The following is a 20,662-nucleotide window of genomic DNA, read 5'->3' as shown; positions in this document are numbered from 1 at the left end:
TCCTCCTGACGTCTTTAAAGTCAGGCGTCAGATTACGCAATCCCCCTCAAACGCTCCACGGTTTCCCGCGATGAACCTTTTTTTTATGTCTCGCTGCCCGCGATCAGCCGCCGCCGCGCATCCAGCCGCGCAAGCAGCGCGCGCCGCGCGTCGTCGTCCGACTCACGCCATCCCTTGATCTCGCCGCGCGTGCGCAGGCAGCCCGCGCACCAGTCGGTGCGCGGATCGATCCGGCAGACGTCGGTGCACGGCGACGCGACCGTGGCGACCGGCATCGTCACGTCGCTCATGCGGGCTCCCGCAACGCGACGTCCGCGACCGGCGCGCCCGTCAGCGACACGAGTTCGTGCGGCGACAGGTTGAACACCGCGTGCGGATGGCCGGCAGCGGCCCACAGGCTGTCGAGCGCGAGCAGGTCGGCGTCGATCAGCGTGACGGGTTCGACCAGATGGCCGATCGGGCAGACGCCGCCGATCGCATAGCCGGTGTTGTCGCGCACGAACTTCGCGTCCGCGCGGCCGACCGGGCCGACCTGCGCGGCGACCTTCTTTTCATCGACGCGGTTCACGCCGCTCGCGACGACCAGCACGGGCGCGCCGTCGGCCTGCCGGCGAAACAGGATCGACTTCGCGATCTGCGCGACCGAGCAGCCGAGCCCGGCCGCGGCCTCGGCCGACGTCTTGCCGGTTTCGGCGAGCATCACGATGCCTTTCGCATGGCCGCGCTCGCGCAGCAGCAGCGCGACGCGTCGCGCGGAATCGGGGAGGGAATCGAATGAAGCGGGTGTCGTCATGGGGAGGCGTCCGTGGGAGGGCGTGATCAGACGCAGTTCGCGGCGTCGGCCGCGCCCTGCGCCCTGGCAAGCAGTGCACGACCGGCGCGCGACACGTTCGCGCGGCCGATCGCGTTCGAGATGAAGTTGCCGGCCGCGACGACCTGCGCGAGATCGATGCCGGTCTCGATGCCGAGGCCTTGCATCAGGTACAGCACGTCCTCGGTCGCGACGTTGCCGGTCGCACCCTTCGCGTACGGGCAGCCGCCGAGGCCCGCGACCGACGCGTGGAAGATCTCGATCCCTTCGAACAGCGCCGCGTAGATGTTCGCGAGCGCCTGGCCGTAGGTGTCGTGGAAATGGCCCGACAGCCGTTCACGCGGGAACACGCGCGTGACCGCGGAGAGCACCTCGCGCGTGCGCTTCGGCGTGCCGACGCCGATCGTGTCGGCGATGTCGATCTCGTCGCAGCCGAGCGCGGCGAAGCGTTCGACGACGTCGACGACCGACGCGACCGGCACCTCGCCTTGATACGGGCAGCCGAGCGCGCACGACACGCTGCCGCGCAGTCGCAGGCCCGCGTCCTTCGCGGCCTTCGCAACGGGCTCGAAGCGCGCGATGCTCTCGGCGATGCTGCAGTTGATGTTCCGCTGCGAGAACGCTTCGCTCGCCGCGCCGAAGATCACGACTTCGTCGGCGCGCGCGGCGACCGCATGCTCGAAGCCCTTCAGGTTCGGCGTGAGCACCGAGTACACGGTGCCCGCGCGGCGCTCGATGCCGGCCATCACGTCGGCGCCGTCGGCCATCTGCGGCACCCATTTCGGCGACACGAACGACGCGGCCTCGACGTTGCGGAAGCCGGCGCGCGACAGCCGGTCGACGAGCGCGATCTTCACGTCGGTGGGCACGAAGGTCTTCTCGTTCTGCAGGCCGTCGCGCGGGCCGACTTCGACGATCTTGACGGCGGTGGGGAACGTCATGGTTGTCTCCGGTTTCGTGTAGGGCGGAATTCAGTAGCCGCGTGCGTAGTCGACGATCCCGCTGACGGGCGCGCCGCGCTCGAGCGCGCGGATCTTGCCGGCGATCTGCTCGACGGCTTCCGCGCGCAGCGTCTCGGCCGAGCTGTGCGGCGTGATCGTGATGCGCGGCGCGCGCCAGAACGGATGGTCGTCAGGCAGCGGTTCGTGCTGGAACACGTCGAGCGTGGCCGCGGCGACCTGGCCGCTCGCGAGCGCGTCGAGCAGGTCGGCTTCGACGAGATGCGCGCCGCGCGCGACGTTGACGACGTACGCGCCGCGCGCGAGCCGCGCGAACGCGCGCGCCGACAGGATGCCGTCGGTGTCGCGCGTGCTCGGCAGCAGGTTGACGAGCACCTTCGCGCCGTCGATGCACGCGTCGAACGCGCCGTCGCCGGCGAAGGTCGCGATGCCGTCGAGCTGCTTCGCACTGCGGCTGTAGCCGCGCACCGGCAGGCCGAGCGCGGCGAGCGCGCGGGCGACCTCGGCGCCGAGCACGCCGAGGCCGAGGACCGCGACGGTGAAGCGCGCGCGCGCATGCGGTTCGAGCGGCTGCCAGCGGCGTTCGCGCTGTTGCAGGTCGTATTCGTCGAAGCGGCGCAGGTAGCGCAGCACCGCGTGCGTCACGTATTCGACCATCTGCTGCGCCATGCCCGAATCCTCGAGCCGCACCAGCGGCACGTGTGCGGGCAGCGTGCCCGGATGCGCGCGGTCGAGCGCGAGCAGCGCATCGACGCCCGCGCCGAGGTTGAAGATCGCGCGCAGGCCGTCGCGCGGCGCGAAGAACTCGCGCGGTGCGCGCCACACGAGCGCGTAGTCGGCGGCGGCCGTATCGCCCGGCTGCCACGCGCGCAGTTCGGCTTCCGGCAGCGCCCGCGCGATCTCGTCGCGCCATGCGCCGGCTTCCTGATGCGGTGAATGGAACAGGATCTTCATTGCGTGACGGCGCGCGCGCCGGCGAGGCGCGTCACGGGAACGGCGAGCGAAGCCGGGCGCGGCGCGCCGGCGGACGTAGCGGACATTGGACGACTCCTGACGGCCGGCCCGGCGCGTCGGCGCGGGGACGGTTCCGTGTGACGCTGACGGGAAGCCCACATTCTACGGTTTCGCCGCACATTGCGCCGCTGCGCGGGGCGTACGGCCGACGCGGGCCGCCGTCACGCGGTCGCCGGGCCGCCGGTCACCGCGCCGCGCAAAAGCAAAGCACAAAATATTGGTTCGGCCGCCGCGTACGCGACGCCACAATCGAACCTCGTCTTCAAGCAAGCGAGGGCAATCATGCGCGCATGCAGCAAATCGGCGTGGCCGCCGCGGCTCGTCACCGTCCCGGGCCTGCACGGCAGCGAAGGCGCCCACTGGCAGACCTGGCTCGAGCGGCAGTTCCCGCGCGCGTTGCGGGTCGAGCAGCACGACTGGGATGCGCCCGATCTCGCCGGCTGGGCGCAATCGGTGCGCGCGCTGCTCGATCGCGAGCGCGGCCCGTTCGTGCTCGCCGCGCACAGCTTCGGCTGCCTCGCGGCCGCGCATGCGCTCGCGCAGTGGCCGCACGTCGGCGATGTCGCGGGCGTGCTGTTCGTCGCGCCGGCGAGCCCGAAGAAATTCACGTTTGCCGGGCCGTTCGACGCACGCCGGCTCGCGGTGCCGTCGATCGTGATCGGCAGCGAGACCGATCCGTGGATGCCGCTCGGCGATGCGCGCACGCTCGCGCAGCGCCTGGGTAGCGCGTTCGTGAACCTCGGCGATGCCGGGCACATCAACACGGCGGCCGGCTACGGGCCGTGGCCGCGCGCGAAATACTTCATCGACACGCTGGTGCATTGCGCGGCGCCGCTGCGTTTTCGCGACGCGGACGACGGCTTCGAGGCCGCGCTCGTCGATCGCGCGCTCGCGCACGCGGTCTGACGGGCCGGTCGCGCGGCGCATGCCGCGCGGTGGCTGTCGCGGTAGGGCGGGCCGTCGCGCTTGCCATGCGCAGGCGGGCCTCATGGCCCTGACGGCCGCGGCCGGGTCCGAATCGCTCGGCCGGCCGTGCCCGACGTGGCCCGCGAAGCGGCGCGACACCGTGCCGTTCGCGCCGTCGCCGACCGTTACGTCATGTCAGTGGCGGCTCGACGCGCGCGCCCACTGCGCTGCCTGAACAGTACCGACTCCTATCACGTGGCAGCGGGATCAGCCCGGCGACGACGCGGCGGCGCTTGAAGCGGCTGCGTTCGCAGTCGGCTTCGCATCGTCGTCGTCATCGGGCGGGTAATGCACGACGGGCGGCGCGAGCGGCGCGGCCTCGGATGCGGCGGTATTCGCGGTCGCGTCGCTGTTGAACGCGCTGGCGGCGCCGCTCGATGCGCCGGCCTGCGGCACGGTGTCGGTCGCGTGGGCGTCGTGCGGTGCGTCGTCGCTGCACGCGGCGACGAACACGGCGGTACACAGAACGACGGCGACGGAAACGCGACGCATGACTTCTCTCCTGGCAGGCTGATCGGGAAACGTTTTCGAGTATGCGGGCGCGATGCGACGTTTCGGTGAATCGTTTGCGATTCCGGCGCGATCGCGAAATGGTTTCGTCCGGCTGACCGAATGCCGTCGCGGCGATCCACCGGCACGCATGGCGGAATTTTCCAGCAGAGGCGGATGCTGCGCGCATTTACACGGCGCGCCACGCCGCGACCCGGCCACGGCGACGCGGGCGCCATGCGCGGCATCGCAAACGCGATCGGCAACTTGCGACCGATCCGCGGCCGGCCGCGCCCAAAAATCGGGCGTTATTGCCGCTTCGTCAGCGAACGGCCAGCCGCGCGCCAGCGTGGCGTCATGGAAGCGTTCTCGCCGCCAACTCGGTCCGTCTACCGCCCGGTGCGCGCCGCGCACGATGGCCGGCGCTGCACCTGTATGCGGCCCCCCGCAGTTTCGCGGCACCCGAATTGCTCGTTGCCGATGCGCGTGCCGACCGCGCTGCCATCCGGGCATGCGGCGCACACCCGCGTCCATCAACCACGGAGCGAGCAGAAGCCATGTCCAGCGATCGATCCGATTCTCCGTCCGCCGAACCGGCGCGCGACGCTGCCCCGTCGCCGCTCGGGCCCGGCCGTTCAGCGCCGCTGCCGTTGCCGCACGATACGCCGTCCAGCGCCGCGCGGCGCCGTTTCCTGCAATCCGCGGCGGCTGCCGCGACCGTCAGCGCCGCATCGCACGTTCATCCGCAGTCGCCGCACGCGGCGTCCACGCCGGCCGCGCCCCGCCGCGATACGGTGCCGGCGCGGCCCGTGCATCTCGACATCAACGGGCGCGCATACACGCTGCAGCTCGAACCGCGCGTCACGCTGCTCGACGCACTGCGCGAATACGCGGGCCTCACGGGTACGAAGAAGGGCTGCGATCGCGGGCAGTGCGGCGCGTGCACGGTGCTCGTCGACGGCCGGCGCATCAACGCGTGCCTGACGCTCGCGGTGATGCACGAGGGCGAGCGGATCACGACCGTCGAAGGGCTGGCGCGCGGCGGCGTGTTGAGCCCGGTGCAGCGTGCGTTCGTCGAATGCGATGCGTTCCAGTGCGGCTACTGCACGTCCGGCCAGCTCTGCTCGGCGACCGCGCTGCTCGACGAGTTCGCGGCGGGGGCCGGGAGCGCCGCCACCGACGACGTGCGGCGCCGTCCCGCGCAGTTGTCGGACGACGAGATCCGCGAGCGCATGAGCGGCAACCTGTGCCGCTGCGGCGCGTACCCGAACATCGTCGCCGCCGTGCGCGCCGCGCATGCGGCGCACGGCTAGGCGGGGAGGGCACCGCAATGGAAGCAATCTCCTACGAACGCGCGACCGACGTCGCCGGCGCCGTGCGCGCGGCGCAGCGGCCCGGCGCGGCCTTCATCGGCGGCGGCACGAACCTGCTGGACCTGATGAAGGGCGGTGTCGCGCGGCCCGTCACGCTCATCGACATCACGCGGATCGCGGGCCTCGATACGGTCGATGCGCTGCCCGGCGGCGGCGTGCGCATCGGTGCGCTCGTGCGCAACAGCGATGCGGCCGATCATCCGCGCGTGCGCGCCGACTATCCGCTGCTCGCTGGCGCGTCCGCGCAATTGCGCAACATGGCGACCGTCGGCGGCAACCTGATGCAGCGCACGCGCTGCCCGTATTTCTACGACCCCGCGTTCGCGCAATGCAACAAGCGCGAGCCGGGCAGCGGCTGCGCGGCGATCGGCGGCCACAACCGGATGCACGCGATCCTCGGTGCGAGCCCGCAGTGCGTGGCGGTGAACCCGTCGGACATGAGCGTCGCGCTCGCCGCGCTCGATGCGGTCGTGCAGGTGAGCGGCCCGCGCGGTGCACGGCAGATTCCGATCGCCTCGTTTCACCGCTTGCCGGGCGATCGTCCCGATCTCGACACGACGCTCGAACCGGGCGAGCTGATCACCGCGGTGGACTTGCCGCCGCCGCGCTTTGCCGACCATGCGCACTATCTGAAGGTGCGCGATCGCGCGAGCTACGCGTTCGCGCTGGTGTCGGTCGCGGCCGCCCTGCGGATGGACGGCCCGCGCGTCGCCGACGCGCGGATCGCGCTCGGCGGCGTCGCGCACAAGCCGTTGCGTGCAACGGAAGCGGAAGCGCATCTCGTTGGCCGCACGCCGACCGACGCGACGCTGCGCGAGGCGGCCGCGCTGGCATTGCGCGATGCGCGTCCGCTCGACGGCAATGGCTTCAAGGTCGCGCTCGCGCAGCGGGCGATCGTCCGTGCGGTCGAAACGGCAGCCGCCATGACGGGAGGTGCCGCATGAACACGATGACGGGACAACCGCTCGACCGTGTCGACGGTGTACTGAAGGTGACGGGCGGCGCGCACTACGCGGCCGAATTCTCCGATACGCGGCTCGCGCACGCGGTGCTCGTCACGAGCACGATCGCATCCGGCAGGATCGAGTCGATCGATGCGGCGCGCGCCCGCGCGATGCCGGGCGTGCTGATCGTGATCACGCACGAGAACGCGATGCGGCTGCCCAACGGCGGCCGGCCGCCGCTGTCGCCGCCGGCCGGGCGCCGCCTCACGTTGCTGCAGGACGACACGGTGCGCTACAGCAACGAACCCGTCGCGGTCGTCGTCGCCGAAACGCTCGAGCAGGCGACCGACGCCGCCCATGCCGTGCAGGTGCGCTATCGCGCGACCGATGCCGTCGCGGATTTCGCGCACGCGAAGCGCGGCGCGCGCATGCCGCCGAAGCAGCAGGGCCGCGCGATGGATACGCAGCGCGGGGACGTCGATGCAGGCCTGCGCGAAGGCGCGGTGCGCATCGACGCGACCTATACGACGCCGATGCAGCACCACAACCCGATCGAGCCGCACGCGACGATGGCGCGCTGGGACGGCCCGACGCTCACGCTGCACGACGCGACGCAGGGCGTGTCGGGCGCGAGCACGGCGGTGGCCGCCGTGTTCGGCATCGCACCGGAACACGTGCGCGTGATTTCGCCGTTTCTCGGCGGCGGCTTCGGCTGCAAGGGCTCGTCGTGGTCGCACGTGTCGTTGTGCGCGATGGCCGCGAAGCAGGTCGGGCGCCCGGTTCGCCTCGCATTGACGCGGCCGCAGATGTTCGGCTCGGTCGGCGGGCGGCCGTTCACCGAACAGCGCATCGTGCTGGCCGCCCGCCAGGACGGCACGTTGACGGCGATGCGCCACGACACGATCGCCACCACGTCGACGTTCGAGGACTGGATGGAAATGTGCGGGATGCCGTCGCGGATCATGTACGCGGTGCCGAACCACGCGACCACGCACCGGATCGTGCCGCTGAACGTCGGCACGCCGACGTTCATGCGCGCGCCCGGCGAGGCGTCGGGCTCGTTCGCGCTCGAATCGGCGATGGACGAGCTCGCGTGGCAACTCGGCATGGACCCGGTTGCGCTGCGGCTCGCGAATTACGCGGAAGTCGATCCGCAGGACGGCAAGCCGTGGTCGAGCAACAAGCTGCGCGAATGCTACGAGGTCGGCGCGCGGCGCTTCGGCTGGTCGCGCCGCACCGGCGCGCCGCGCACGCTGCGCGACGGCGACACGCTGATCGGCCTCGGGATGGCGGCCGCCACGTATCCGGCGAACCGCAGCGAAGCGTCGGCGCGGGCGCGCATCCTGCCGGACGGCACGGCCGAGGTCGCGTCGGGCACGCAGGACATCGGCACCGGCACCTATACGGTGATGACGCAGGTCGCGGCCGATGCGCTCGGTTTCGCGCCGCAGAACGTGCGCTTCGCGCTCGGCGATTCGAGCCTGCCGCGCGCGCCGGTATCGGGCGGCTCGCAGTCGGCGGCGAGCGTGGCGCCCGCCGTGCGCGAGGCCGCGCTGCAGGCGCGCGCGAAGCTGATCGCGCTGGCGATCGCCGATCCCGGGTCGCCGCTGCACGGCGCCGCGGCCGATGACGTGACGGTCGACAACGGCTGGGTCGTGCATCGCGGCGAGCCGTCGCGGCGCGATCCGGCCGCGGCGGTGATCGCGCGTGCGGGCGGCCGGCCGATCGACGCGCAGGCGACGACGAAGCCGGGCGACGAGAAGTCGCGTTATGCATCCCATTCGTTCGGCGCGGTGTTTGCCGAAGTGCACGTCGACGCCGAACTCGGCACGATTCGCGTACCGCGCATCGTCGGCGTCTACAGCGTCGGCCGCCTGCTCAACGCGAAAACGGCACGCAGCCAGTTGACCGGCGGGATGGTGTGGGGGCTCGGCACCGCGCTCGAGGAGGGTTCGCATCTCGACGTGCGGCATGGCCGCTTCACGAACGCGAATCTCGCCGAATATCACGTGCCCGTGAACGCGGACATCGGCGAGCTCGACGTGAGTTTCGTCGACGAAAACGACACGCATTTCAATCCGCTCGGCATTCGCGGCATCGGCGAGATCGGCATCACCGGCGTGCCGGCCGCGATCGCCAATGCGGTCTATCACGCGACCGGCGTGCGGGTGCGCGATCTGCCGATCACGCTCGACAAGGTGGCGATGCCGATGCGCGCGTGAGCGTCGGCGTCGGCGTCAGCGCCGCGGCGTCCTGCGCCGCACTTCGCCGCGCAGCCAGTCGAGCCACGTGCGGATCGCCGCTTCCCGAGGATGGTCGGGGCGCCACACGACGTAGTGCGCGTACACGTCGGCGATGCGCACCGTCGACACGCGCACGAGCGTGCCGTCAGCGAGTTCGGGCTCGATCAGCGAGCGGCGCGCGAGGGCGACGCCGCGGCCTTGCAGCGCGGCGTCGATCAGCGCGTTCGTATCGGTGAAGCGCGGTGCGCGTGCGGATTCGGTGAGGTCGAGCCGCGCGGCCTGGAGCCACGGTTCCCACGGCTGCGCGGGATGGCGCAGCAGCGTCGCGCGCACGAGGTCGGCCGGCGTGCGCGGGACGACGCCGTCGCGATTGCGGTACGCGGGGCTCGCGACCGGAAAGATCGTCTCGTTCATCAGCTTCTCGGCGACGACGCCGGGCCACGTGCCGGGCCCGTAGCGCAGCGCGACGTCGATGCGGTCGCGCTTGCGCAGCGGCGCGAGCGCGACGTTCGGATGCAGCACGATCGAGATGTGCGGATGCGCGGCCGAGAAGCGCGGCAGGCGCGGTGCGAGCCAGCGCTCGGCGACGCTCGGCAGCACGCTCACGTTCAGCGTCACGTCGCAGGTGCGCGGGCGGCGCACCGCCAGCGTCGGCTCGGACGCGCGGTCGAGCACGCTCAGGCCCTGGCGCACCTGCAATGCGAGCGCGTGCGCGGCATGCGTCGGCGTCGCGCCGTTGCGTTCGCGCGTGAACAGCGGATAGCCGAGCTGCGCCTCGAGCGCGCGGATGTGCTGGCTGACCGCGCCTTGCGTGAGCGCGAGCTCGTCGGCCGCGCGCGTGAAGCTCTGCAGCCGCACGGCGGCTTCGAACGCGCGCAGCGTCTGCAGCGGAGGAAGGTGGATGCGTCGCATGCAGGTATTAGTAACACTAATGTCCGAGCACGACAATTCATCGTTTGTCGCGTATCGGCATGCGTTCCTACACTCGGTTCCGTCTTCCACAGCCCGTCACGCCAAGCCGCCATGAACGCCTATCGTCTCTATCTTTCGCCGGGCGCCTGCTCGCTCGCCGCCCACATCGCGCTGGAGGAAACCGGCGCGCCGTTCGACGTCGAAATCGTCTCGGTGAAGGAGCGGCAGAACCTCGACGCGCGCTATCTCGCGATCAACCCGAAGGCGCGCGTACCCGTGCTCGCGATTCCGGGCGAGCCGCGCGTGCTGACCGAAACGCCGGCGATCCTCACGTATCTCGCACGCCGCTATCCGGACGCGCAATTGCTGCCGCTCGGCGATCCGCTGCGCGAGGCGCGGTGCCACGAATGGCTCGCCTGGCTGGTCGGCTGGGTGCACGGCGTCGGCTACGGCGCGCTGTGGCGGCCCGGTCGCTTCATCGACGATCCGGCGCTGCACGGCGCGGTCAGCGCGCACGGACGCAGCACGATCGACGCCGCGAACGCGTCGATCGAAGCTCTGCTGGCCGACGGCCGCACGTGGGCCGAGCCGGGTGCGCATTCGATCGTCGATCCGTTCCTGCTCGTGCTGTATCGCTGGGGCGTCGCGATCGGGCTCGACATGACGCGGCATCCCGCATGGACCGTGCATGCACAGCGCGAGGCCGAACGGCCGGCCGCGCGGCGTGCGCTGGCGCGCGAGGCGGTTTGACACGGCGGCGCGCGGGCAGCCGGCGGCGCGGCCGTTCCGTGCGGCGGTTCGTTCGGACCGCGAAGTTCGGACGTGTCCAATTGTCATGTCGCGCCCAATTCTATTGAATGAGAATCATTCTCATCAATGGAATGGAGTGAACATGAGCCGTTGTATCCGGTCGAGCGCGACGCCGCCGCGCCGCGCGACCGCATCCGTCGCGTTCGCGATGATGACCTGTGCGGCCGCGCCGGCCTGCGCGGAGGAAGGCGAGCCGCGCCGCGCGCCGCACCTGGACCCGATCGTCGTGCACGGCGCGCGCGACGCCGGGTCGCGCGTCGACCGGTCGGGTTCCGCCAAATATGCGACGCCGCTGCTCGACGTGCCGCAGACGATCACCGTCGTGCCGCGCGCGGTGCTCGACGAACAGCAGGCGCTGAGCTTGCGCGAGGCGCTGTCGAACGTCGCGGGCATCACGTTCAACGCCGGCGAGGGCGGCGGCGGGTCGGGCGATATGTTCAATATCCGTGGTTTCGGCGCGAACGCGAACCTGCAGCTCGACGGGCTGCGCGACAGCGCGCAGAACAATCGCAGCGACCTGTTCAACGTCGAGGCGGTCGAGGTGATCAAGGGGCCGAATTCGGTGTTCGGCGGCGCGGGCACGACGGGCGGCTCGGTGAACCTGGTCAGCAAGACACCGAAGGCCGGCGCGTTCACCGAGGCCGGCACGATGCTCGGCACGTCGGACTACCGCCGCGTGACGCTCGATGCGAACCGGCCGCTGGCCGGCACCGACGGCCGCGCGGCGTTCCGCCTGAATGCGATGGCGCACGTCAACGACGTGCCCGGCCGCGACGACATCCGCAAGCGGCGTTGGGGCATCGCGCCGTCGCTCGCGTTCGGTCTCGGCACGCCGACCCGCGTCACGCTCGGCTATTTCCACCAGTACGACAACAACCTGCCCGACTACGGGCTGCCGGCGCACAACGGCCAGGTGCTGGCCGGCGTGTCGCGCGACCGCTATTTCGGCTGGCGCAATCTCGACCGCGAACGCATCACGTCGGATACGTTCACCGTGAAGGCCGAACACGACGTGTCGTCCGGCCTGAAGGTGCAGAACCTGGGCCGCTATGCGCACCTGAATCGCGACACGGTGATTTCGGCGTCGCACGTGAACCTGCAGGGCCTGCCGCCGGGGCGCTACAAGCCGGCCGGGCCGCAGGGCTATGGCCGCGATGCGTCGACCGCGATGTGGGCGAACCAGACGAACGTCACCAGCGCGTTCTCGACGTTCGGCATCGGGCATACGCTGGTCACGGGCTTCGAGATCTCGCGCGAGACGTACGGCCGCACGACCTATTCGTACGGGCTCAACCGCTTCTACCCGGCCGACGGCTTCGCGCTCGCCGCGCCGCCCGGCGTGTGGCGCGGCCCGGCGCAGCGCCAGGACAGCGCGCGCAACGACACAGCGCTGGTCGTGAAGGCGCTGTACGCGTTCGACACGATCTCGGTGGGCCGCTACTGGGACATCGACGTCGGGCTGCGGCACGACTGGATCGACGGCCGGTCGGAAGGCACCGCGGCCGGCAAGCCCACCGAGCGCGCGGATACGGCCGATCGGCATCTGAGCACGCGCGCGGGGCTCGTGTTCAAGCCGACCGACAACGGTCGCGCGTATTTCGCGTACGGGACGTCGTTCAACCCGTCCGCCGAATTCCTCGTGACCACCGGCTCCGGCGTGAGCGCGGCGACCGGCGCGCTCGCGCCCGAGAAAAACGAGAGCTTCGAACTCGGTGCGAAATGGGAGGGGCTCGCGGGCATCGCGCTGAACGGCGCGCTGTTCCAGACCGAAAAGAAGAACGCGCGCGAACGAATGGCCGACGGCAGCTATGCGCTCGTGGGCCGGCAACGCGTGCGCGGGGTCGAGCTCGGCGCCGCCGGCAAGGTGACGCCGCGCTGGGACGTGTTCGCGAACTACACGTACCTCGCGAGCGTGACGCTCAGCTCGCCGTCGTCGCCGCGGCGCGACGGGCAGGCGCTCGGCAACACGCCGCGGCACGCGTTCAACGTGTGGACGACCTATCGGTTGCCGGCGGGCTGGACGCTCGGCTACGGTTCGCACTTCGTCGGTCGGCGCAACGTGACGTCGCAGGGCGACGGCAAGCTCGGCGCGTACTGGGTGCACAACCTGATGGCGAGCTACGACGTGAGCCGCCGGCTGCGCATCCAGCTGAACGTCGACAATCTGTTCGATCGCGCGTACGTCGAACGCGTGCGGCAGGTGTCGGGCAGCGAATCGCGGTCATCGGCGGTCGAGTTCGGCGACGGCCGTTCGGCGATGCTGTCGGCCGTGTACAAGTTCTGACCGCACCGCGCGACGGCGGCCGCCGCTCGACGCCGTCGGCCGCCGCGCGCGCCCGTCAGCGCGCGAACAGCGGGTAGGTCGCGGCGGCGATCAACGCCGCGGCGAGCCACACCACGCTCCAAGAAGTCGCGGCGAGCAGCGGCGGAATCGCGAGCGGCGTCGCGAACAGGCCGAGGTAGACGACCGTGTTGGCCATCCCGAGCGCGGTGCCCGCGTGGTTCGCACCCGCGAGCGTCGCGAGCTCGGTGTACGCGACACCGTGCCATGCCGACACGCACACGCCGGCGAACACGAGAATCGCGACGATCGCGGCGAGCGGCACATGCGGGCTGCCGGCCGTCGCGGCCGCGAGCAACGTGAACGACCCGGCCGCGACGAACACGGAACCGCGCAGGTACGCGCGCCGGTTGCCGTGCCGGTCGGTATGGCGGCCGCTCCAGACGCGCATCACCATCGCGCCGAGCTGCAGTGCGACCATCGCCGTGCTGATGCCGGCGAGGCCGAGCCGGCCGAAGTCGTGCAAGAACACCGTCGCGAACGTGAGCACCGCGAACTGCGGCGCGCACAGCAGGCCGATGCCGAGCACGATGCGCCACACCGGGCCGCTCGCGAGCGGGTTGCGCGCGTGGCCGGCGGGCTGCGGCTGTGGCACGGCGAGCGGCGTGGCTAGGGACGTGGCTAGGGACGTGGCTAGGGACGTGGCTAGGGACGTGGCGACGCGCGCCGCGGCCGGCTCCGCGGGCGGCTCGTGCAGCCAGCGCCAGGTGAGCGCCGCCGATCCCGCGCACAGCAGCATCAGCGCACCGAACACCGCGGCGAAGCCGGCATGCGACGCGAGCGACGGCAGCAGCCCCGCACCGAGGCCGCCGCCGAGCGGCACGGCCGTCTGGCGGATACTCATCGCGAGCCCGCGTTCGCGCTCGCCGAACCAGCGCATCACCGCGCGCCCGCTCGACCCGTTCACGCTGCCGCCGAGCAGCCCGACGCAGCCCATGGCCGCGACGACCCGCATCAGCGGCGGCACCGCGTGCGCGGTCGGGGCGATCGTGCACATCATCAGCGCGAGCATCGCGGCCGTCGCGACGAGCCCGGTCAGCAGCACGCGGCGGTCGCCGAAGCGGTCGGCGGCGATGCCCCACGGCAGCTCGGACAGCGCGACGCCGAAGCCGAGCGCGCCAAGCACGAGGCCGAGTGCGCCGTTGTCGAGGTGGTAGGCCGAGCGCATCCAGACGGCCGTGGTCGGAATGCCGGCCGCGGCAGCCGAAAAGCTCAGGTTCGCGGCGACGCCGGCGCCCAGCACGCGCCAGCGATGGGCCGGCCCGCGCACGTCGCGGGCAGTCGAAGAGGGGGAAGCGATGCACGAGGTATCCATGACGGAGGCCCGATTCGAAGTTGACGTCCACAGTCTGGCGGCCTACATTCATCCTGAAAATCGGAAAGTTTTTGATGAATCGTTCGATAAATCAGGATGATTGAGATGCCCGAACACGACATTGCGCGCGACGGCGGCGAGCCGCTCGCGGGCGCCGACGCGGCGCTGGCGCGGCCCAACTTCGACGTCGCGGCGTTGCGCAGCCTCGTCGCGGGCGTGGATCTCGGCAGTTTCGCGAAGGCGGCCGACCGCGTCGCGCGCTCGTCGTCGGCGGTGAGTGCGCAGATCCGCAAGCTCGAGGAGCAGGCCGGCACGCCGCTGTTCGTGAAAGCCGGGCGCGGGCTCGCGCTGACCGACGCCGGCGACGCGATGCTGCGCTACGCGCGGCGGATGATCGAGCTGAACGACGAGGCGGCCGCGGCCGTGCGCGGCGTGAAGCTCGACGGCTGGGTACGGGTGGGGCTGCAGGAGGATTTCGGCGAGGCGATCCTGCCGGACGTGCTCGGGCGGTTCGCGCGCGCGCATCCGAAGGTGAAGATCGAGGCGCGCGTGGCGCGCAATGCCGACCTGCTCGACCGGCTCGATGCGAACCAGCTCGATCTGGCGCTCGTGTGGGGCGATCCGGCGTCGGCGGCGCTCGTGTCGCGGGCGGGGATCGACGGCGAAGCGATCGCGCACGTGCCGATGCAATGGATCGGCGCGGTGGCGGGCGGGGGTGTCGGGATGCCGGATGGCGGCGGGGATGCGGGTGGGGAGGGCGGTGTCGGCGAAGCGGGCGGTCGTGCGGTGCGGGGGACGGACGAGCCGTTGCCGCTCGTCGTGTTCGACCGGCCGTGCCGGTTCTTCGGCGCGGCGACCGATGCGCTCGACCGCGCGGGCGTGCCGTGGCGCGTCGCGTTCACGACACCGAGCCTGGCCGGGCTATGGGCGGCCGCGGCGGCCGGCCTCGGGCTGACGGTGCGCACGCATTACGGGCTGCCCGCGTCGGTGCGCGTGCTCGATGCGGCGTCGTGCGGGCTGCCGGCGCTGCCGAGCTTGCCGCTGATCCTGCTGCGACGCACGTCGTCGGCGACGCCGACGGTCGAGCGGCTCGCGCGGATCGTGACGCAGGCGGTGCGGGGAGCGACGGAGCAGGCGCTTGCCGCGTGATTCCTATGCCGCGGCGGCGTCCGGCTCGATCGCCTCGAGCCCCGCACAGAGCTTCTCCAACCGCGCCCGCAACGCGTCGCTCGCCGGCACGAACGGCAGCCGCAACCCGTCCTCGCACCATCCTTGCGCGGCGAGCACGGCCTTCACCGGCGCCGGGTTCGGTTCCGCGAACAGCGCCGCGACGAGCGGCTGCAGCGCGACCGACAGGCGCCGCGCGTCGGCGAGCCGCCCGTCGCGCAGCCACGCGTGAATCCGCACATGCCATTCGGGCAGCACGTGCGCGCTGCTCGCGATCGCGCCGTGCGCGCCCGCGCACATCGCCGCGAAGTTCTGGTTGTCGTCGCCGGACAGGATCGCGAGCGGCGTGTCGTGTACCAGCCGGCTCATCCGGTCGAGCGTGCCGCCGCATTCCTTGATGCCCGCGACGCGCGGATCGCGGGCGAGCGCCTGCAGCGTGTCCAGTTCGACGTTCACGCCGGTGCGGTACGGGATGTTGTAGACGAGCACCGGCAGGTCGGCCGCGTCGACGATCGCTTCGACATGGCGGCGGATGCCGTCCTGCGTCGGCCGCACGTAGACGGGTGGCGTGACGAGCAGCCCGTCGGGCCGCAACGCCGCGAGTTCGCGCGCGCGGGCGGCCGCGAAATGCGTCGCGCTCGCGGTCAGCCCGACGACGATCGGCAGCCCGGGCGCCGCGTCGCGCAGTGTCGCGAACACCGCGTCCTGTTCGCGCGCGTCGAGCAGCACGCCTTCACCGGTCGTCGCACCCGCGACGAAGCCCGCGATGCCTGCGGCCGCATAGTGGCGCGCGAGTCGCGCGAGCGCGGCATGGTCGACTTCGCCGTGGTGGAACGGCGTGATGATCGGCAGCCAGATACCTTCGAAACGTGTGTTCATGCAAAGCCTCATGGTGGAAACGGAGTGGGAAGGAACCGTTCCGCCGGCGGAGTGCCGGAGCGAGGCGTGCGAGCAAGGAGAAAGAAACGACCTGCGGGCATCCCGTCCGGCATTCGCCTGACGGGACGCGACGTCCCCGTCAGGCGAGGAGTCGTTTTTTCAGTTTCAGCCCGGCCGCGCGCGCACCTGCCGCGACGGCGGCGAGGATCGAGGGCGAGCGCAGGAAAGCGGACATGGATGAACCGTGAGTGGGCTGAGCGGCGATCTTAACACCGGGGCGGCGGCGCGCGCGAGCCCCGGCCGTCGTTTAGCATGTTTCGAGATTTGCTTTCCACGACTGATTGGAAGGCGCGCCGCGGCCGGCCGCTAGAATGCCCGCTTACGTTTCGATGACAGCGCGTACGCGGGCGGTCACGCACATTCACCACCACTGGAAACGGGGCATATCACGATGGCAAGCATCAAGGGGATCGGTCGCTGGCTGCACACGGGCGCGGCGGCGGCGCTGGTCGTGGCGGCGACGGCCGCGCACGCGGACACGTCGATCCTGAACGTGTCGTACGACGTGACGCGCGAGCTGTACAAGGACATCAACGCGAGCTTTGCCGCGGCCTACAAGCAGAAGACCGGCGAGACGGTCACGATCAAGCAGTCGCACGGCGCGTCGAGCGCGCAGGCGCTGTCGGTACTGCAGGGGCTGCAGGCCGACGTCGTGACGATGAACCAGCCGAACGACATCGACCTGCTCGCCGAGCGCGGCCAGCTGCTGCCGAAGGACTGGCGCGCGCGTTTCCCGGACAACAGCTCGCCGTACTCGACGACGATGGTGTTCCTGGTGCGCAAGGGCAACCCGAAGGCGATCAAGGACTGGAGCGATCTCGCGAAGCCGGGCGTGCAGGTGATCATCGCGAACCCGAAGACGTCGGGCAACGGCCGCTATGCGTATCTCGCCGCGTGGGGCTTCCAGAAGCAGAAGGGCGCGACCGACCCGCAGGCGCTCGACTTCGAGAAGGCGATCTTCCGCAACGTGCCGGTGCTCGATTCGGGCGGCCGCGGCGCGACGACGACGTTCACGCAGCGCGGCATCGGCGACGTGCTCGTCACGTTCGAGAACGAAGTCGCGCTGATGGACACGGGCGCATCGGGCGCGCAGTTCGACGCCGTGTATCCGTCGGCGAGCATCCTCGCGGAGCCGCCCGTCGCGGTCGTCGACAAGGTGGTCGACAAGAAAGGCACGCGCAAGGTCGCGCAGGCGTATCTCGACTACCTGTACACGCCGGAAGCGCAGGAGATCATCGCGCAGCACCATCTGCGCCCGCGCGACGCGGCCGTGCTGAAGAAGCATGCGGCCGAGTTCAAGGCGCTGAAGACGTTCAGCGTCGAGCAGGTCTTCGGCAGCTGGGCGAACGCGCAGAAGACCCATTTCGCCGACGGCGGCACGTTCGACCAGGTGATCGTCGACCGGAAGTGATCGCGGCGCGCGCCACGCGCGACCCCGCATGACGATTTAGCCGGCCGCTCGTGCGGCCGGCTTTTTTTGCGGCTGCGCGGCGGCTTCCGGTTCCGAAGCGGCCTGCATTCCCGGCCACCGCCGCGCGTGCTACGCTCATCGCCTTCCTGCAACCGGCGCCGCGCGATGAACGTCGATTCGTCTTCCCCAGCCTCCCGCGGCCGTGGCCGCAAGATCTGGTCGGGCACCCGCCCGGTGATCGCGTACGGGATGCCGCCGCTCGGCTGGCGCGACTTCTATCACCGCGCGCTGACGGTGAGCTGGCCCGTGTTCTTCCTGTCGCTCGCGGTGCTGTTCCTGCTGCTCAACAGCGGCTTCGCGATGCTCTATCTGCTCGGCCATGAGCCGATCGCGAACCAGGCGCCGCCCGGCTTCGGCGGCGCATTCTTCTTCAGCGTCGAGACGCTCGCGACCGTCGGCTACGGCGACATGCATCCGCAGACGGTCTATGCGCACCTCGTCGCGACGTTCGAGATCTTCGTCGGGATGTCGAGCATCGCGCTGGCCACGGGGCTCGTGTTCGCGCGGTTTTCGCGGCCGCAGGCGAAGATCCTGTTCGCGCGCAACGCGATCGTGCGGCCGCTGAACGGCCGGATGACGCTGATGGTGCGCGCCGCGAATGCCCGCCAGAACGTGATTGCCGAGGCGCAGGCGAAACTGCGGCTGATGCGCGTCGAAGGCACGCACGAGGGCTACGCGCTGCGCAAGATTCACGACCTGCCGCTCGTGCGCAACGAGCATCCGATCTTCCTGCTCGGCTGGAACCTGATGCACGTGATCGACGAGTCGAGCGCGCTGTTCGGCGAGACGCCCGAATCGCTCGCCGCGCGCGACGCGCAATTGCTGATCACGATCGAGGGTTCGGACGAGACCACCGCGCAGGTCATGCAGGCGCGTCATGCGTGGGCGCATGGCGAGATCCGCTGGCGCCACCGCTATGTCGACCTGATGCACGACGAGGACGGCATCACGCACATCGATTACACGCATTTTCATGAAGTCGTGCCGATCGACGACGACACCGACGAACGCGGTTCGCCGGGCGTGGTGATCGACGCGGACACGTCGGCGCCGGGGCCCGTCGGGCAGGCGTGATCGAGGGCGGCGGGTGCGGCCCCGCTGCGCGTCACGCGTGCAGCAGGCGCGCCGCTTCGCGCTGTTCGATCGCGACCGCGCGGCGGAACGCGTCGCGATCCTCGGCGCGCGCGACGTAGTCGCCGAGCACGCCTTCGTGCGGCAGCAGATGCGCGTCGAACGCGATCTTCAGCGTGCTCGCGAGCAGCAGGTCGGCGGCGGTGAAGCGTTCGCCGACGAGCCAGCGGCTATGGGCGAGCGCTTGCGCGAGGGCGCGCTGCACGCGCGCGATGTTGCCCCAGCCGAACGCGACGGGGTTGCCCGACGCGCCGGTGAATTTCTCGGCCATCGCCGGTTCGAGGCAGGTCGGCGTGAAGAACATCCACTGGAGGAACCGGCCGCGCAGCGGATCGTCGGGCGCGACACCGAGCCCGGCAGCCGAGCAGCGGTCGGCGAGATAGAGCAGCACGGCGCCCGATTCGGCGAACGGCGCGCTGCCGTCGTCGAGCGCGGGCAGCTTGGCCATCGGGTTGACCTGCACGAACGCATCGCTGCCCTGTTCGTGCGAGCGCAGGTCGATCGGCACGAGTTCGTACACCACGCCGATTTCCTCGAGCATCCACAGCGCCCGGAATGCCCGGGTCTTCGGCCAGTAGTAGAGCTTCATCATGCCTCCGCGTTTGGGTGCAGGTGTCGATCCGGTGGATGCTCAAGCGTACCCGAGCGCAGGAGGTTGGGACAGGGGCGCGCGGCGGGGGGCGTCCGGTTCGATTGCATCCGGTGAATCGGGCGAAATACCGCGTAGCGCCTTACACAATGGGAGTTTAGTGGGTAACTAGTTATATAAAAACTAGTTATGAACATTCATCGAAATCCCCGGCGTAAATCCGCATGACTACGCTATGCCCGACCCGTTCGGTCGTACCCGCACAGAGGAACGCAATCGCCGTCCGCGATCGCCGACGCATCACCCAACGCCGCACTCACCGGAGCCCCTCTCACGCATGGCAAACGACGACCGCATCACGATCATTCCGCGCAGAACGCCCGAATCGGCGGCCATGGTGGCCGAGGTTCAACGAGCAATGGCGATCACTGCGCGGCTCAACCGCCTGACGTTCGACGATGCGGCGGACGTACGCGCATTGTTCGGTGAACTGATCGGCACGCAGGTTGACGACGGTTTCACGTTGATCCCGCCGTTCTACGCAACGGGCGGCACCGGCATGAAGGTCGGGCGCAACGTGTTCGTCAACCAGAACTGCACGTTCTACGACCTGGGCGGGCTCGAGATCGGCGACGACGTGATGATCGGCCCGAACGTCAGCCTGATCACGTCCGGCCATCCGGTCGAGCCTTCGCGGCGGCGCGATTGCGTGGTCGCGAAGCCGATCGTGATCGGCCGCAACGTATGGATCGGCGCGGGCGCGACGATCATCGGCGGCGTGACGATCGGCGAGAACGCGGTCGTCGCGGCCGCAGCCGTCGTCACCCGGAACGTTCCGCCGAATACGCTGGTCGGCGGCAATCCGGCGAAGATCATTCGAGCGATTGCGGAATAAAGTCGCCCGGGCCCGCGTGCCGGCGTGATGAAGCGTCGACGGAGGGATGTGGACAACCCTCCGCCAGAGCGAGTCGAAACGCTGTGCATTTGAACGGTGAGTGTGCCGCTGAGGCCGTCCGGACAAGCCATTGCGGCATTTCGCGGTTGTCGCGCGCCGGGTCGTCCATCGATCGGCAGATGAAGATCTGGTCGTGCGCCCGGTTGTGGATATCCGGGCATCGAAACGAGTCGGCGACCTGTGGTTTTCACAGGTGAGGAGACCGGACGCTGCGCGAGACATCAAGCGGGTTG

The 20,662-nt window shown here is 70.4% G+C and carries 19 protein-coding genes; 10 read left to right on the top strand and 9 right to left on the bottom strand.

All coding sequences use genetic code 11. From position 1 onward, the window contains the following. Positions 1–83 precede the first annotated feature (83 nt). Genes J8I33_RS24185 through J8I33_RS24170 form a run of 4 tightly spaced genes read right to left on the bottom strand, consistent with a single transcriptional unit; the run spans position 84 to position 2,724 of the window. Complete coding sequence (locus J8I33_RS24185; protein ID WP_006477621.1) at positions 84–290, bottom strand: DUF1289 domain-containing protein; 207 nt, start codon at positions 288–290, stop codon at positions 84–86. Beyond that, entirely contained in the window at positions 287–793 is a 507-nt protein-coding gene (locus tag J8I33_RS24180) for a YbaK/EbsC family protein (protein WP_089488878.1), read from the bottom strand. The genes J8I33_RS24185 and J8I33_RS24180 overlap by 4 nt, the downstream gene beginning before the upstream one ends. Positions 794–819: 26 nt before the next feature. Next, positions 820–1,752 carry a hydroxymethylglutaryl-CoA lyase gene (locus J8I33_RS24175; RefSeq protein WP_209939211.1) on the bottom strand — a complete coding sequence of 311 codons (933 nt, stop codon included), beginning with the start codon at positions 1,750–1,752 and terminating at the stop codon, positions 820–822. Between the two features lie 30 nt (positions 1,753–1,782). Further along, the gene (locus tag J8I33_RS24170; protein ID WP_209926723.1) at positions 1,783–2,724 is read right to left on the bottom strand and encodes a glyoxylate/hydroxypyruvate reductase A; all 942 of its coding nucleotides are present in this window, start codon (positions 2,722–2,724) and stop codon (positions 1,783–1,785) included. A gap of 342 nt (positions 2,725–3,066) precedes the next feature. Between J8I33_RS24170 and J8I33_RS24165 the strand changes: the two genes are divergently transcribed. Next, positions 3,067–3,690: an alpha/beta hydrolase gene (locus J8I33_RS24165; protein WP_209939208.1), complete on the top strand. Its 624-nt coding sequence runs from the start codon at positions 3,067–3,069 to the stop codon at positions 3,688–3,690. Positions 3,691–3,957: 267 nt separating this feature from the next. Here J8I33_RS24165 and J8I33_RS24160 read toward each other — a convergent pair whose 3' ends face one another. Then, the gene (locus tag J8I33_RS24160) at positions 3,958–4,242 is read right to left on the bottom strand and encodes a hypothetical protein (protein ID WP_124557611.1); all 285 of its coding nucleotides are present in this window, start codon (positions 4,240–4,242) and stop codon (positions 3,958–3,960) included. A gap of 554 nt (positions 4,243–4,796) precedes the next feature. Between J8I33_RS24160 and J8I33_RS24155 the strand changes: the two genes are divergently transcribed. Genes J8I33_RS24155 through J8I33_RS24145 form a run of 3 tightly spaced genes read left to right on the top strand, consistent with a single transcriptional unit; the run spans position 4,797 to position 8,778 of the window. Then, positions 4,797–5,552 carry a 2Fe-2S iron-sulfur cluster-binding protein gene (locus J8I33_RS24155; protein ID WP_050014319.1) on the top strand — a complete coding sequence of 252 codons (756 nt, stop codon included), beginning with the start codon at positions 4,797–4,799 and terminating at the stop codon, positions 5,550–5,552. Between the two features lie 17 nt (positions 5,553–5,569). After that, entirely contained in the window at positions 5,570–6,556 is a 987-nt protein-coding gene (locus J8I33_RS24150) for a xanthine dehydrogenase family protein subunit M (protein WP_209939202.1), read from the top strand. After that, complete coding sequence (locus J8I33_RS24145; protein WP_209939199.1) at positions 6,553–8,778, top strand: xanthine dehydrogenase family protein molybdopterin-binding subunit; 2,226 nt, start codon at positions 6,553–6,555, stop codon at positions 8,776–8,778. Before J8I33_RS24150 ends, J8I33_RS24145 begins: the two co-directional genes overlap by 4 nt. Before the next feature lie 15 nt (positions 8,779–8,793). On the opposite strand, the gene J8I33_RS24140 is transcribed toward J8I33_RS24145, so the two are convergent. Beyond that, the gene (locus J8I33_RS24140; RefSeq protein ID WP_209939197.1) at positions 8,794–9,711 is read right to left on the bottom strand and encodes a LysR substrate-binding domain-containing protein; all 918 of its coding nucleotides are present in this window, start codon (positions 9,709–9,711) and stop codon (positions 8,794–8,796) included. A 111-nt stretch (positions 9,712–9,822) separates the two neighbouring features. Between J8I33_RS24140 and J8I33_RS24135 the strand changes: the two genes are divergently transcribed. Together J8I33_RS24135 and J8I33_RS24130 are read left to right on the top strand one after the other, a co-directional pair. Then, positions 9,823–10,461: a glutathione S-transferase gene (locus J8I33_RS24135; RefSeq protein ID WP_124557506.1), complete on the top strand. Its 639-nt coding sequence runs from the start codon at positions 9,823–9,825 to the stop codon at positions 10,459–10,461. A gap of 142 nt (positions 10,462–10,603) precedes the next feature. Further along, complete coding sequence (locus tag J8I33_RS24130) at positions 10,604–12,805, top strand: TonB-dependent siderophore receptor (protein WP_209939195.1); 2,202 nt, start codon at positions 10,604–10,606, stop codon at positions 12,803–12,805. 55 nt (positions 12,806–12,860) lie between these two features. On the opposite strand, the gene J8I33_RS24125 is transcribed toward J8I33_RS24130, so the two are convergent. Next, positions 12,861–14,177, bottom strand: coding sequence for an MFS transporter (locus J8I33_RS24125; protein ID WP_209939192.1), 1,317 nt, complete (start codon positions 14,175–14,177; stop codon positions 12,861–12,863). A gap of 105 nt (positions 14,178–14,282) precedes the next feature. Here J8I33_RS24125 and J8I33_RS24120 point away from each other — a divergent pair, with 105 nt between their 5' ends. Beyond that, positions 14,283–15,326: a LysR substrate-binding domain-containing protein gene (locus tag J8I33_RS24120; protein WP_209939188.1), complete on the top strand. Its 1,044-nt coding sequence runs from the start codon at positions 14,283–14,285 to the stop codon at positions 15,324–15,326. Between the two features lie 3 nt (positions 15,327–15,329). Here the strand turns inward: J8I33_RS24120 and dapA are convergent, their stop codons facing one another. Further along, on the bottom strand, positions 15,330–16,223 hold the full coding sequence (dapA, locus tag J8I33_RS24115) for a 4-hydroxy-tetrahydrodipicolinate synthase (RefSeq protein ID WP_050014327.1): 894 nt from the start codon (positions 16,221–16,223) through the stop codon (positions 15,330–15,332). A 451-nt stretch (positions 16,224–16,674) separates the two neighbouring features. Here dapA and J8I33_RS24110 point away from each other — a divergent pair, with 451 nt between their 5' ends. Together J8I33_RS24110 and J8I33_RS24105 are read left to right on the top strand one after the other, a co-directional pair. Further along, complete coding sequence (locus J8I33_RS24110) at positions 16,675–17,694, top strand: sulfate ABC transporter substrate-binding protein (RefSeq protein WP_050014328.1); 1,020 nt, start codon at positions 16,675–16,677, stop codon at positions 17,692–17,694. Between the two features lie 165 nt (positions 17,695–17,859). Then, complete coding sequence (locus tag J8I33_RS24105) at positions 17,860–18,828, top strand: ion channel (RefSeq protein ID WP_050014329.1); 969 nt, start codon at positions 17,860–17,862, stop codon at positions 18,826–18,828. A 31-nt stretch (positions 18,829–18,859) separates the two neighbouring features. Here J8I33_RS24105 and J8I33_RS24100 read toward each other — a convergent pair whose 3' ends face one another. Further along, positions 18,860–19,474 carry a glutathione S-transferase gene (locus tag J8I33_RS24100; protein ID WP_050014345.1) on the bottom strand — a complete coding sequence of 205 codons (615 nt, stop codon included), beginning with the start codon at positions 19,472–19,474 and terminating at the stop codon, positions 18,860–18,862. Positions 19,475–19,811: 337 nt separating this feature from the next. Here J8I33_RS24100 and J8I33_RS24095 point away from each other — a divergent pair, with 337 nt between their 5' ends. Then, positions 19,812–20,369, top strand: coding sequence for a DapH/DapD/GlmU-related protein (locus J8I33_RS24095; RefSeq protein ID WP_050014330.1), 558 nt, complete (start codon positions 19,812–19,814; stop codon positions 20,367–20,369). Positions 20,370–20,662: the final 293 nt, after the last annotated feature.

It is taken from the genome of Burkholderia sp. AcTa6-5, from assembly GCF_017815075.1.
Taxonomy (GTDB): Bacteria; Pseudomonadota; Gammaproteobacteria; order Burkholderiales; family Burkholderiaceae; genus Burkholderia; species Burkholderia sola.
This window is presented reverse-complemented; position numbering and strand designations above follow the sequence as displayed.